General features: G+C 70.5%; 10 protein-coding genes. 7 read left to right on the top strand and 3 right to left on the bottom strand.

Features of this window, described 5'->3' with window-relative positions:
- Positions 1 to 216: 216 nt before the first annotated feature.
- The 5 genes from rplU to galE all read left to right on the top strand — a co-directional run bounded on the left by rplU (position 217) and on the right by galE (position 5,175).
- Positions 217 to 537 carry a 50S ribosomal protein L21 gene (gene rplU / locus ACIP8Z_RS14810; RefSeq protein WP_015033583.1) on the top strand — a complete coding sequence of 107 codons (321 nt, stop codon included), beginning with the start codon at positions 217 to 219 and terminating at the stop codon, positions 535 to 537.
- A 13-nt stretch (positions 538 to 550) separates the two neighbouring features.
- Positions 551 to 805, top strand: a complete 255-nt coding sequence (gene rpmA / locus ACIP8Z_RS14805) for a 50S ribosomal protein L27 (protein WP_030317577.1) — start codon at positions 551 to 553, stop codon at positions 803 to 805.
- 107 nt (positions 806 to 912) lie between these two features.
- The gene (gene obgE / locus ACIP8Z_RS14800) at positions 913 to 2,352 is read left to right on the top strand and encodes a GTPase ObgE (protein WP_318211181.1); all 1,440 of its coding nucleotides are present in this window, start codon (positions 913 to 915) and stop codon (positions 2,350 to 2,352) included.
- A gap of 146 nt (positions 2,353 to 2,498) precedes the next feature.
- Positions 2,499 to 4,172: a glycosyltransferase family 2 protein gene (locus tag ACIP8Z_RS14795; protein WP_402083094.1), complete on the top strand. Its 1,674-nt coding sequence runs from the start codon at positions 2,499 to 2,501 to the stop codon at positions 4,170 to 4,172.
- Between the two features lie 16 nt (positions 4,173 to 4,188).
- Positions 4,189 to 5,175, top strand: coding sequence for a UDP-glucose 4-epimerase GalE (galE, locus tag ACIP8Z_RS14790; RefSeq protein WP_402083091.1), 987 nt, complete (start codon positions 4,189 to 4,191; stop codon positions 5,173 to 5,175).
- Between the two features lie 85 nt (positions 5,176 to 5,260).
- On the opposite strand, the gene ACIP8Z_RS14785 is transcribed toward galE, so the two are convergent.
- The 3 genes from ACIP8Z_RS14785 to ACIP8Z_RS14775 form a co-directional block, all read right to left on the bottom strand.
- Positions 5,261 to 6,367, bottom strand: coding sequence for a glycosyltransferase (locus ACIP8Z_RS14785; RefSeq protein WP_402083838.1), 1,107 nt, complete (start codon positions 6,365 to 6,367; stop codon positions 5,261 to 5,263).
- Between the two features lie 59 nt (positions 6,368 to 6,426).
- Positions 6,427 to 9,297, bottom strand: coding sequence for a CDP-glycerol glycerophosphotransferase family protein (locus ACIP8Z_RS14780; RefSeq protein ID WP_402083089.1), 2,871 nt, complete (start codon positions 9,295 to 9,297; stop codon positions 6,427 to 6,429).
- Positions 9,298 to 9,755: 458 nt separating this feature from the next.
- On the bottom strand, positions 9,756 to 11,297 hold the full coding sequence (locus tag ACIP8Z_RS14775; RefSeq protein WP_402083086.1) for a DUF6056 family protein: 1,542 nt from the start codon (positions 11,295 to 11,297) through the stop codon (positions 9,756 to 9,758).
- Between the two features lie 237 nt (positions 11,298 to 11,534).
- On the opposite strand from ACIP8Z_RS14775, the gene ACIP8Z_RS14770 reads away from it, so the two are divergent.
- Together ACIP8Z_RS14770 and ACIP8Z_RS14765 are read left to right on the top strand one after the other, a co-directional pair.
- Complete coding sequence (locus ACIP8Z_RS14770; protein WP_402083084.1) at positions 11,535 to 12,530, top strand: glycosyltransferase family 2 protein; 996 nt, start codon at positions 11,535 to 11,537, stop codon at positions 12,528 to 12,530.
- Positions 12,530 to 12,997: a GtrA family protein gene (locus ACIP8Z_RS14765; RefSeq protein ID WP_402083081.1), complete on the top strand. Its 468-nt coding sequence runs from the start codon at positions 12,530 to 12,532 to the stop codon at positions 12,995 to 12,997. The genes ACIP8Z_RS14770 and ACIP8Z_RS14765 overlap by 1 nt, the downstream gene beginning before the upstream one ends.
- Positions 12,998 to 13,078 lie beyond the last annotated feature (81 nt).

The raw sequence follows: 13,078 nt of genomic DNA, 5'->3' as shown, positions 1-13,078 counted from the left end.
GGGGGCGGCCCGTACCGAACGGGCGAATTTGACCCTCCGAGGCAGCCGCCCGTAACCTAGACCGTCGGCGTGTCTATCGATGCGCCGCGCCTCTGAGCACCTCCCTCCCGCTCGTCGGGAGAGGCCGCTCGTCCGATTCCGGAACGCCGCGGGCCCTCGGGTCCGTGTGAGTGGCTGGCTTCAGAGGTTTCGATCCCGAGTGAGAGAGAGATCCGCGTGTACGCCATCGTGCGCAGCGGTGGTCGCCAGCACAAGGTTGCTGTCGGCGACATCGTTGAGGTTGACAAGATTTCCACTGCCAAGGTTGGCGACACGGTCGAGCTCTCGACCCTGCTCGTTGTCGACGGCGACGCCGTGACCAGCGACCCGTGGGTCCTGGCCGGCATCAAGGTCACGGCCGAGGTCGTGGACCACCACAAGGGCGCCAAGATCGACATCCTGCGCTACAAGAACAAGACCGGCTACCGCCGTCGCCAGGGTCACCGTCAGCAGTACACGGCGATCAAGGTCACCGGTATCCCCGCGGCTGCGAAGTAAGAGGGACTGAGACATGGCACACAAGAAGGGCGCATCGTCCACCCGGAACGGGCGCGACTCCAATGCCCAGCGGCTCGGCGTGAAGCGCTTCGGCGGTCAGGTCGTCAACGCGGGTGAGATCCTGATCCGCCAGCGTGGCACCCACTTCCACCCGGGCTCCGGCGTCGGCCGTGGCGGCGACGACACGCTGTTCGCCCTGCAGGCCGGTTCGGTGCAGTTCGGCACCCACCGTGGCCGCAAGGTCGTGAACATCGTTCCGGTCGCCTGATCGGTTCATTTTGCGGAGGCGGACCTCACTTCCCGGTCGGGAAGCGGGTCCGCCTTTCGCGTGTTACTAGATAGACATTCCGCACGTATTCAGATGGAGGCACAACCATGACCACCTTCGTGGACCGCGTCGAGCTGCATGTCGCCGCGGGTAACGGAGGCCACGGCTGCGCCTCCGTTCACCGGGAGAAGTTCAAGCCGCTCGGCGGCCCCGACGGCGGCAACGGCGGCCGTGGCGGCGATGTGATCCTGGTCGTCGACCAGGCGATCACCACGCTCCTCGACTACCACCACTCGCCGCACCGCAAGGCGACCAACGGTCAGCCCGGCGCCGGCGACAACCGCTCCGGCAAGGACGGCCAGGACCTCGTCCTGAACGTGCCCGACGGCACCGTCGTCCTCGACAAGGAGGGCAACGTCCTCGCCGACCTCGTCGGCCAGGGCACCACCTTCGTCGCGGGCCAGGGCGGCCGCGGCGGCCTCGGCAACGCGGCGCTGTCCTCCGCGCGCCGCAAGGCCCCCGGCTTCGCGCTCCTCGGCGAGCCCGGCGAGGCCCGGGACATCGTCCTGGAGCTGAAGACCGTCGCCGACGTGGCGCTCGTCGGCTACCCGAGCGCCGGCAAGTCCTCGCTCATCTCGGTCCTCTCGGCCGCCAAGCCGAAGATCGCGGACTACCCCTTCACCACGCTCGTCCCGAACCTGGGCGTCGTCACGGCCGGCTCGACCGTCTACACGATCGCCGACGTGCCGGGTCTGATCCCGGGCGCCAGCCAGGGCCGCGGCCTGGGCCTGGAGTTCCTGCGCCACGTCGAGCGCTGCTCGGTCCTGGTGCACGTGCTGGACACCGCGACCCTCGAATCGGACCGTGACCCGGTCACCGACCTCGACATCATCGAGGAGGAGCTGCGGCAGTACGGCGGTCTTGAGGACCGGCCCCGCATCGTCGTCCTCAACAAGGTCGACATCCCCGACGGCCAGGACCTCGCGGACATGATCCGCCCGGACCTGGAGGCCCGCGGCTACCAGGTGTTCGAGGCCTCCGCCGTGGCCCGCCTCGGCCTCAAGGAGCTCTCCTTCGCCCTCGCCGGCATCGTCGCCGAGGCGCGCGCGTCGAAGCCGCAGGAGGAGGCGACCCGTATCGTCATCCGCCCGAAGGCCGTCGACGACGCGGGCTTCACGGTCACGTACGACGAGGCCGAGGACGTGTACCGGGTGCGCGGCGAGAAGCCGGAGCGCTGGGTCCGCCAGACCGACTTCAACAACGACGAGGCCGTGGGCTACCTGGCCGACCGCCTCAACCGCCTCGGCGTCGAGGACCAGCTGATGAAGGCGGGCGCCCGCGCGGGCGACGGCGTCGCGATCGGCTCCCTGGAGAACGCGGTCGTCTTCGACTGGGAGCCCACGATGATGGCGGGCGCCGAAATGCTCGGCCGCCGAGGCGAGGACCACCGTCTCGAAGCCCCGCGCCCGGCGGCCCAGCGCCGCCGTGACCGCGAGGCGGAGCGCGACGACGCGCAGCGCGCGTTCGACGAGTTCGACCCCTTCTAGCAGGACCGGGCGGGAAGCTCGCCGCAGTGGGCCCTCGTACCCCCCGGACCGGGGGGTGCGGGGGCCCTCGTACGTCCACGCCGGGGGGTGCGGGGGCCCACGTACGTCCACGCCGGGGGCACCAGGGGCTCCCGTAGGATCCTGGTGTGAGTACAGCGCCCCCGTCCGAGACCGCAGGCCGGCTCAGTGTCGTCGTCATCGCCTACAACGACGAGGAGCTGGTGGGAGAGGCGATCAGGTCCGCGCTCGACCAGGGTCCCGTCGTGGCGGAGGTCGTGGCGGTCGACGACTGCTCCCGCGACGGCACGGCCCGGGTGCTCGACGAGCTCGCCGCCCAGCACCCCCGGCTGCGCGTGGTGCACCGAACGGAGAACAGCGGCGGCTGCGGCTCCCCCCGCAACGACGGCATCAGGGCCGCCACGGCCCCGTACGTCATGTTCCTGGACAGCGACGACATCCTGCCGAGCGGCGCCGCCGAGGCCCTGGTCGCCGCCGCGGACCTGCACGGCACCCAGGTGGCCGTCGGCGTCTGCGTACGACGTGAGCTTCCCGAGGGCCGGGACGTCCGCTGGCAGCCCTCGCTCTACCGCGAGCCCGCCGTCCTGGAGACGCCCGCCGAGCTCCGCCCCCTGGTCCACGACACCCTCTGCGTCAACAAGGTCTACGACCGGGCCTTCCTCGTCGAGCACGGCATCCTCTTCCCCGAGGGACGCTTCGTCTACGAGGACTTCCTCTTCACCGCCCGGGTGTACGCCGCCGCCCCCCGCGTCGCCGTGATCCCCGAGACCGTGTACGTCTGGCACGTCCGCCGCGCCGCCGCCCAGCTGTCGATCTCGCTGGACCGGGAGGGCGTCTCCAACTGGCAGGCCCGGATCGCCGCCCACCGCGCGGCCGTCGAGACCTTCGTCCGGGCCGGTCGCGCGGAGCTCGCGGCGGCCTGCCGCACCAAGTTCCTCGAACACGACCTGCGCATGTACGCCCGGGACCTGCGGCTGCGCGACGCCACCCACCGGGCCGAGTGGTGGGAGCTCACCCGGGAGCACCTGGCCGGCTTCGCGGAGCCGGAGATCGCCGCCGCGGTCGCCCCCGCCCGCTGGATCGCCCGCTTCCTGCTGGCCGCGAAGGAGCCGCGCGATCTGCTCCGGCTCTCCCGGCTGGCCGCGAACCCGGCCCGCCTGCTCCCTCCGTACGCGGGCGGCCGCTCCGCCGCCGTCTGGGCCGACGACCTGCCGGAGGCCCGGCTGGACGGCATCGAAGGGCTGCCGCTGGACGAGCTGCCGCTCGTCGTGGACGCGCGGCTGCGCACCGGGGGCGGTGGCGAGCTGCTGTTCACGGTCCGGGACCTGTACGGACGGCTGACCGAGGCCGGCCCCCGTACCGCCGAACTCGCCTTCCTGCCGCGCGGCGACACCGAGCCCGCGCGGACGGAACACGCCGAGCTGCGCCCCGTCCCCGCGACGGACGGCGCGGACGGTCAGGACGGCGCCGTCGGGGCGGAGGGCGGCTGGTCCGCCCGCGTCCCGGTCCGGTTCACCGGGCTCGCCGGCAGCGGCCGGACGCGCGGCCGTGAGGGCGTCCAGCTGTGGGACATCGGAGTCACGGTGACGTGCGCGAACGGAGAGACGTTCACCACCTCGCTGCGCCCGCCGGACGGCTCCCAGCGTCGCTCGGTGCTTCCGAGCAGCCGGTACGGTGTACTTCTGGTGCAGCAGTACGCCACGGCGAACGGGTCGCTGGCCGTACGGATCGCACCCGGAGCCCGGGACGGTTTTCGGGCGGTCAGGGCCAGGCTCCGTCGGCTTGCCCGCAGTTCACAGTGAAAGGGTTTGGGGCACTATGACTTATCTGATCACCGGTGGCGCCGGATACATCGGCTCTCACGTGGTGCGCGCCATGACGCTGGCGGGCGAGCGGGTCGTCGTCCTGGACGACCTGTCCACGGGGTACGAGGAGCGGGTGCCGGAAGGCGTCCCCCTGGTGGTCGGCTCCACGCTCGACCGCGAGGTCCTGGACCGCACGATCACCGAGCACGGCGTGACCGGCGTCGTCCACCTCGCCGCGAAGAAGCAGGTCGGCGAGTCCGTCGAGCTGCCGCTGCACTACTACCGCGAGAACGTCATCGGTCTCACGGTCCTCCTGGAGGCCGTCGCCGCCGCCGGCGTGCGCAACTTCCTCTTCTCCTCCTCCGCCGCCGTCTACGGCATGCCGGACGTCGACCTCGTCACCGAGGAGACCCCCTGCCTGCCGCTGAGCCCGTACGGCGAGACCAAGCTGGCCGGCGAGTGGCTGGTGCGCGCCGCGGGCGCGGCGCACGGCATCTCCACGGCCTGCCTGCGCTACTTCAACGTGGCCGGAGCTGCGACCCCCGAGCTGGCCGACACCGGGGTCTTCAACCTGGTCCCGATGGTCTTCGAGCGCCTGGACGCGGGGGAGGCCCCGCGGATCTTCGGCGACGACTACGCGACGCCCGACGGCACCTGCATCCGTGACTACATCCACGTCGAGGACCTGGCCGATGCGCACCTCGTCGCCGCGCGCAAGCTCGCGGAGTGGGCCGAGGCGGGCGAGCCGCGCGACCTGACGGTCAACATCGGCCGTGGCGAGGGCGTCTCCGTCACCGAGATGGTCGAGCTGATCAACGAGATCACCGGCCACACCACCGAGCCGCTCGTCACCCCGCGCCGCGCCGGCGACCCCGCCCGGGTCGTCGCCGCCGCCGACCGCATCGCGTCGGAGCTGGGCTGGAAGGCCCGTCACGACGTGCGCGACATGATCTCCTCGGCCTGGGCCGGCTGGGTCGCGCGCCGCGGCGCGGCGGTCTGACCCCGCGATCGGGCGAACACAGCGGAAGGGCCGGGGAGTTCGACTCCCCGGCCCTTCCGCTTCTCTGCCGTTCTCCGTAGGACCGTCAGCGCTCCAGGAAGGCGAAGAGGGCCTCCCAGCGGTCGGTGATCTCGTCGGCGGCATACCGCTTCACGTTCTCGAAGGCCGCGTCGCCCATCCGGTCCCGCAGTTCCTTGTCGGTGATCAGCGTGCTGATGTGACCGCCGAGCTCCATCGTGTTGCCGAGGCGGGCGAGCAGACCGTCCTCGCCGTCACGGATGATCTCCCGGACACCCGGCGCGCAGTCGAACGCCGCACAGGGCACGCCCGCCGCCATCGCCTCGAGCAGGGTGATCGGGAAGCCCTCGGCCCGGGACGCCTGGGCGAACACCGAGGCCTGGGAGAGCGCCCCGAGGACGTCGTTGGTGCGCCCCATCCACTCCACGGACTCGTCGAGCCCGAGGAAGGCGGTCCGCTCCCGCAGCGCGTCCTCCTCGTCGCCGGCGCCGTAGATCCGCAGCTTCCAGTCGGGGTGGTGGGACGCGATCTCGGCCCAGCTGTCGAGCAGCATGTCCACCCCCTTCTCATGCGAGAGACGACCGATGCAGGCGACGACCTTCTCGGTGCGCGGCGCCGGGGTGTCGGGCATGAAGGGCAGCGCGTTGGGCATGTGCCCGACGTTGTCCATGCCTGCCCGGATCCACTGGTCCGCGTCGCCCGGGGTGAGCACGAGGAGCCGGTCGACGTCCTTGTAGTACCGCTTCACCCGGCCGAGCCGGGAGGAGCCGGCGCTGGCGGCGTACGACTCGTGGCTCATACCGATGACGACGAGGTTCTTCGTGTCGGCGAGGGCCACCCACTCCATCGCCCAGACCTGGGTCACGATCACGACGGCCCCGGGCCGGGCGGCGGCGAAGAGTGCCGTCATCCGGTCGGCGCGCTCGCGCATGCCGGCGGCACGCGCCGCGTGGCGCCGGCGCTCGGCCGCGTTGAGCTTGCCCTTGAGTCCGCGCAGCGGGCGGACCTGCGGCGGGTGCCCGTCGTACAGCGTGGTGGTGTCGTACGGCAGCGCGTCGGGGAACTCGTGCCGGCGTCCCTCGGGGGCCGGGGTGATGCCGATGACGTGGACCCGGTGGCCGCGGTCGGTGAACTCCCTGGCCATCTGGTGGGTCCAGGTCGTGACACCGCCCATCTCGTCCACGCTGTTGGAGACGATGAAGATGTCGCGGCCTGACACGGTGGTCTGGTGGGTCACTTCCCGCTCCTGGTGAAGAACTTGGCGACGATCTGACGGGCCGCGTCGCCTCGGTCGTACTCGCTGAACTCCGTGTTGAACCGCTGGCGGGCCGCCGCGTACTTGGTGTCGGCCTCGTCCTTGAAGTTGGCGATCACCCCGAAGAGTTCCTCCGCCGTGGCCACGACAGGACCGGGAGCGCGCTCCTTCAGGTCGAAGTAGGTGCCGCGGTTCTCCTTGGCGTACTCGTCGTAGTCGTACGTGAAGAAGATCATCGGGCGGTCGAGCAGCCCGTAGTCGAACATCACGGACGAGTAGTCGGTGATCAGCCCGTCCGCGAGGGCGAGCAGCGGGGTGATGTCGTGGTGGCGCGAGACGTCGATGACCCGTCCCCGGACCGACGGCGGCAGCGTCACGCTGTTCAGGTAGTGCGTCCTGATCAGCAGCTGGTGGGTGTCGCCGAACCGCTCCGCGAACTCCTCGACGTCGAAGGGAGCCTGGAAGGCACGCACCTTGCCACCGGGGGCGGCGCGGAAGGTCGGCGCGTAGAGCAGGACCTTCTTCTCCGGGTCGATGCCCAGTTCGGCCGCGAGCGGACCACGGTCCCGGTGACCCGTCTCGGTCTCCTTGCGGCGCGCCTCGGCGAGGTCGTCGTTGCGCGGGTAGCCGACGGGCAGCAGCACCTCGTCGCGGAGGCGGAAGCCCCGGGCGAGGGTGCGGCGGTCGTGCTCACCACGGATCAGGAAGTGGTCGAAGCGGTCCAGGGCCTGCTGGAAGGAGGCCGCCGCGGCCAGGCCGCGGGCCTTCGTGGTGGGCTCGTCGAAGCCCATCCGCTTGAGGGCGGTGCCGTGCCACGTCTGGATGTACGTGGTCCCCGGGCGCTTGGTGAGGCGCAGCGGGAAGCCCTGGTTGTCGATCCAGAACTCGGCCTGGGCGAGCGCGCGCAGGTACTGCCAGCTCCAGCGCTGCACCAGGGTGGCGTCCTCGGGGAAGCCCGTCGGCTTGGCCCCGGCGTACGACCAGACGGCCTCGAACGGGATGCCCTGGCGGCGCATCTCCTCGTAGATCGCCTTGGGGCTGTCGCTGTACTGCTTGCCGAGGTGGCTCTCGAAGACCACCAGGCCCTTGCGGATCGGCAGCTTGCTGTAGAACTCGTGGTAGACGCGCAGCTTGGTCTCGCCCGAGCGCAGGTCCTTCTTCGCCTTGAGCAGGCGCTTCAGACTGGTCTTCGCGAGTCCGGCGGCGCGCCCGTGCATGGCGCCCTCGATCATCGCCGAGGTGTGCACGGCCGCCTTGCCCTCGGCACCGAGGACGTAGGACAGATTGCCCTTCTTGGTGACCTCGGGCACGAAGCGGTCGGAGACCAGCTGGGTGAGCCGCGGGCGGATCCGCAGGGCGCCGGCCTCGTCGATGGGCGTCCCGCCGACGGACACCCGGGTCCTGAGCCGCTGGCCGTCGACCGTGAGGATCAGACGGACGTCCCAGACGGCGTCGATGATGCCGAGGGGGCGGACGGTGCGGGCGATGTCGGCCCGGCCCTCCCACTCGATGCGGTCGCCGGCGTGGCGGATCGTGGTGACGGGGATGTGGGCGGTCTTGCCGCCGACGCTGCGGCGGGCCGAGACCTCGAGCACCGCGCTGATCTCCGCGTCGGGGCTGATCCGGCCCAGCGGGTTGACCACGCGGCCCGCGAGGCTGACGACGCCGTCGGCGCTGGAGTACGAGGTCAGCCGGTTGCCCAGGACGATCGAGGTCAGCGGCCGGCTGTGGAAGTTGGACGCGGTGACGTCCAGGATCTGACGGCCCTGCTCGGTGTCCAGGTGCTCGGCGCACCAGTACACCTGCCCGTCCTTCTCGGCGAGCGGGGAGGTGAGGCGGCCGGGGTTGGTGAGCGCGTCGGTGGCGGGGAGGAGGTTGTTCCAGTCCTCCTTGCTCAGCAGGTAGGCGCAGATGGCGTGCATGCGCTGCACCTCGTCGTACGCCTGCGGGTCGATCTCGGCCAGGTAGCCGTTGGCGACCGCGGCGAACTCGCGCCGGTAGTCCTCGTCGAGCAGCGCCAGGTCGCGGAAGTGGAGGACCAGGTCGTGCTTGAGGAACTTGATGTCCTTGCGGTACTTGAGCTCGTCGTAGCCCTTGCTCTCCAGCAGGGCGTCCACGCGCCGGTGGATCTCCATGCGGTGCACGAAGTTGGCGATCTCGTGGCGCCTGTTGCTGATCGACTTGGCGGCGGCGCTCTCCTGCACGTTCCAGTAGTAGACCGTGTTCGGGATGAGCGTGATCCGGCGCGCGGCGACGTAGGCCTGGGCCGAGAAGAGCAGGTCCTCGTAGTGGATCCCGACCGGGAACTCCAGCCCGGACTCCAGGAGGAACTCGCGCCGGTAGCACTTGTTCGTCGACAGGGTGTCGAAGGTCAGCAGGTCCGGCAGCTCGGTGATCGACTCGATGGTCCGGGTCGTCGAGTAGAGCCACGGGTACCAGGAGGTCCGCTTCTGGTTGCGGCTGTCGAGGTGCACGCGGACGCAGAGGCCGGAGACGATGTCGGAGCCGGTGCCCTCGGCGGCCTCCAGCATGTTGCGGCAGGCGTTGCGCTCGAGCACGTCGTCGCTGTCGAGGAACATGACGTAGTCGCCGGCGCACTGCTGGATGCCGTAGTTCCGGGGCGCGCCGCAGCCGCCACTGTTCTTCGGCAGCTGGAACGCCCTGACCCGGTCAGGGTTCCTGGCGGCGAGCGCCTGGGCGACGGCGAAGGTGTCGTCCTTGCTGCAGTCGTCGACGATCACGACCTCGACGCCGTGCAGGGTCTGTTCCAGCACCGACTGTACGGCCGTCGGCAGACGCTCTGCGTCGTTGTATGCGATGACGACCACGGAGACGTCAGGCACTTCCACCTCGATCCACTTGTCTTTCCTCCAGACACACCCAAGCTACCTGGTGTTCCCCACCCGGTTTGTCGCGCCTTCCGGCGGTTACGGCATGTGCCGTGTCCTGATCGTGATGGGCGGGCCGCGTTCGCGGGGGCAACTATTCTCACGCGTCAGGAGTCGCCCGTACGGGCGTTGACTGATCAGCGGCGTCCACACGGGGCCGTGAGTCCCGGGACGGTACCTCAGGTCCTCTCGCGGGCGCTTCCCCGAAGTGACGGGGAACACACCTCTCCCCCGGGTTCCGGAAGCCGGAAGCGGGGGAGAGGGGTTCGGCGTGGCGCCGGATGTGTCCGACGCGACACGCCGGACGAGGCCGCCGCGCGGACGTCCGCCGGGCGCCAGGGCGCCGGGAGTGTCTACCGGGCGCCAGGGCGCCGGGAGTGTCCGTCGGGCGTCGAGGCGCCGGGAGTGTCCGTCGGGCGTCAGGGGCGGTTGAGGCGGTCCACCTCGTAGTAGCGGGCCGCGCACTGGGCCGCCCAGTCGCGCGCGTACACCTTGGTGAAGAAGGGTTCCGCGAGCCAGCCGATGTGCATGGGGCGGTACGTCACCTCCGTGGCGCCGTTCGCGATGTCCGCGCGGATCTGCGCGTTCTGCCGGTCCCAGGCGACGCCCCGCGCCACCGTGCCCGTGGTCGTCGAGTACACCGGCCGCACCAGGGCGATCGCGCTCGCCACGGCGAGTCCTCCCACCGCGAGCAGCGTGACCGCCCGCGCGACGCGGACGCCGGGCCGGGGGGCCAGGAGCACCCGGCCGAGCCGGTAGCCGGCCCACGTGCCGTACGCGCAGAGGATGAGCAGCATCGGGACGAGGAAGTTCGTCCAGGTGCGGGCGTACGTCCAGCCGGTGACGCCGTACCCGCTGCGCAGGCCGTACGCGACGCCCAGGCTCGCGAGGGCGAGCAGCGGCAGCGGCAGGAGCGCCGCCACGATCATCAGGCCCCGCGGGCGGCGGCGCCCGGCGGGGGCGGCGGCGCGGTCACGGGACGGGCCGGCGAAGACGAGGCCCAGACCCAGCAGGACGCCGACGGCGAGGGCTCCCGCGTACGCCCACTGGTCGGTGATCGTCTGCCACATCCGCCACCAGTCGTGGACGATCTCGCCCACCTCCGAGAGCGTCAGCGGCTCCTTCGGCACCTGGGCACGCCGCCACTTCGCACCGGGAGAGGTGTACAGAAGGGCGAGGCCGCCCGCGAGGCCGACGCAGGCCGCGGCGCACCAGCGGGAGACGTACCAGTCCTTCGCCCAGCCCAGGCGGGGCAGGCAGAGGACACCGACGGCGGCCGCGGAGATGCCGGCCACCATGGTGAACGGCTCGCTGAGCGTTCCTATCGCCATACCGATGAGGACCGCCGTCACCACGGCGGCGATCCGGGCGCGCGGGCTCCGGGCCGCGAGGACGGCGACGACCACGGCCCAGAGGCCGATGACGCTCGGCAGCGTGTGGGAGATGGTGGCCGGGGCCCACAGCAGCACCTGGTAGGCCCGCGTACCGGCGAAGAACAGCAGCGCCTCGATGAGCCCCACGGCGGCCACGAGCAGCACCGCGGGGGGCTGCGGACGGCCGAGGGCGCGCAGCGCGGCGCGGGCGAGCAGGAAGAGCGCGCCGCCGAGCGCCACCACGAGGAAGGCGGGCAGCAGCTTCGGGCCCAGCATGTCGTCGGCGTAGATCACGCCGCTGAGGAAGGCGTTGGTGACGCGGCCGTTCTGGGTGTTGTAGAAGTCGGAGACCAGCCCGAACGGGCCCATGTCCCGGGCCTTCCAGAGGGCGCACCAGTCGTCGGACGTGGGGCGCACGTAGAGGCCGAGGAAGGCGCCGACCGCGAGGAGCGCGCCCGATCCGACGGCGACGAGGAGTCCGACGCCGCTCAGGGCCCGCCGGAACCTGTTCCCGCTGAGGGTGTCGGTCTCCGCTTCGTCCCCCGGGAGCGGTGTCTCGCCGCGCTCTGAGGTGGTGGTTCTGCTCACCGGTGCTAGCTCCCCTGGCCCCTGGCCGTTCATAAAGTGGCAATTGTGTGGAAATGCCACGTATGTCAAGGTCTTCTGCGATGCTTTATTGTATGGACGGCATGCCGACCGGGGCGGCCACGGCGGGCATGCCCGTCGGCCTTCACCCGCCTTGTACCGCACCGTGCTGTCCAAGGAAGAGTCTGCTGGTCGCCACTCAGGGCGCGCCCTCGCTCATCCCGATGGAGTGAACGTTCCATGACCAAACTTTCCGTCGTCGTTCCCTGCTTCAACGAGGAGGACGTCGTCGAGCTGTTCGACGCGCGGATGCGGCAGGTGCTCGACGCCCTCCCGGTCGACTACGAGATCTGCTACGTGGACGACGGCAGCTCCGACGGGACGCTGGGCAAGCTGCGGGAAATAGCGGCTCTGCACCCGAGCCGGACCCAGTATGCCTCGTTCAGCCGAAACTTCGGCAAGGAAGCCGCCATGCTGGCCGGCCTCCGCAAGTCCACCGGCGACGCCGTCGTCATCATGGACGCCGACCTGCAGCACCCGCCGGAGCTCCTCGCACGCATGCTGGACCTGCACCACCAGGGCCACGACCAGGTCATCGCGCGCCGGACCCGCGAGGGCGACAAGAAGCTCCGCTCCGCGCTGAGCCGCATGTACTACCGGGCCGTCAACCGCTGGGTCGACGTGGAGCTCACCGACGGCGTCGGCGACTTCCGTCTCCTCTCCCGCCCCGCCGTCGACGCGCTGCTCTCGCTCCCCGAGTACAACCGCTTCTCCAAGGGCCTGTTCTCCTGGATCGGCTTCGACACCGTCACCTTCGACTACCAGAACGCCGCACGCGAGGGCGGTGAGACGAAGTGGAAGTTCAGCTCCCTGGTCAACTACGGCATGGACGGGTTGATCTCCTTCAACAACCGTCCGCTGCGCATCGCCCTCTGGCTCGGGATGATGCTGAGCGGCTTCGCGGCCCTCTACGTGGTCTGGGTGGCCGTCGCCGCCATCGCCCACGGCGTCACCGCCCCCGGTTACGTCACCCTGGTCGCGATCATCGTGGGCCTCGGCGGCGTACAGATGGTGATGCTGGGTCTGATCGGTGAGTACATCGGCCGCATCTACTACGAGACCAAGCGCCGTCCGCACTTCCTCGTGAAGGAGACCCACCGCTCCTTCGGCCGCGGCACCGCGGCGCACACCGCCGCCGAGCGCGTCCGGGTCGCGGCGTCCGACGGAGAGCACTGATGGGGGACGGCTCTCCCACGGCGAGGCGCGCACGCCTCGCCGAGATCTTCCGCTTCGGACTCGTCGGCGGCGTCAACACGGGTACCTTCTTCGGCTGTTACCTGCTGCTCCATCCGTGGATGCCGTACTTCGCCGCGTACTCCCTCGCCTTCGTCCTCAGCATGATCGGCTCCTTCTTCCTCAACACGTACTTCACCTACCGCACCCGGCCGACCTGGAAGAAGTTCGCCCTCTTCCCGCTCACCAACGTCACCAACTACCTGGTGCAGAGCGTCGGTCTGTACGCGCTCGTCACCTGGGCCGGAATGGACGACAGGATCGCGCCACTCGTCGCGGCCGTCGTCGCCATCCCGTTCACCTACCTGATCTCCCAGCGGATCCTCGTCCCCCGGAACAACGGACAGGACAGCGACGACTCCGGTCCAGGGAGCGAAACGGAAGAGCGGCAGCCCTCCCGGCTCGCGTAGATTGCCTGGCAGTCGCGGCGGGGAAACACGCGGCGCGTGGGACAGCCGAGTGAGGACGACGCAGGTGGCGGCACAGGTGAC

The sequence above is a fragment of the Streptomyces sp. NPDC088553 genome, from assembly GCF_044752965.1.
Lineage (GTDB): Bacteria > Actinomycetota > Actinomycetes > Streptomycetales > Streptomycetaceae > Streptomyces.
Note: the sequence above shows the minus strand (reverse complement) of the source record. Positions and strands in the feature narration are given on the sequence as shown.

What these genes read in the sequence shown, in the direction of transcription:
- rpmA (WP_030317577.1), top strand. Translation starts at nt 551, where the DNA reads ATGGCACACAAGAAGGGCGCATCGTCCACCCGGAACGGGCGCGACTCC.
- obgE (WP_318211181.1), top strand. Translation starts at nt 913, where the DNA reads ATGACCACCTTCGTGGACCGCGTCGAGCTGCATGTCGCCGCGGGTAAC.
- galE (WP_402083091.1), top strand. Translation starts at nt 4,189, where the DNA reads ATGACTTATCTGATCACCGGTGGCGCCGGATACATCGGCTCTCACGTG.
- ACIP8Z_RS14785 (WP_402083838.1), bottom strand. Translation starts at nt 6,367, where the DNA reads ATGGGCGGTGTCACGACCTGGACCCACCAGATGGCCAGGGAGTTCACC.
- ACIP8Z_RS14770 (WP_402083084.1), top strand. Translation starts at nt 11,535, where the DNA reads ATGACCAAACTTTCCGTCGTCGTTCCCTGCTTCAACGAGGAGGACGTC.
- ACIP8Z_RS14765 (WP_402083081.1), top strand. Translation starts at nt 12,530, where the DNA reads ATGGGGGACGGCTCTCCCACGGCGAGGCGCGCACGCCTCGCCGAGATC.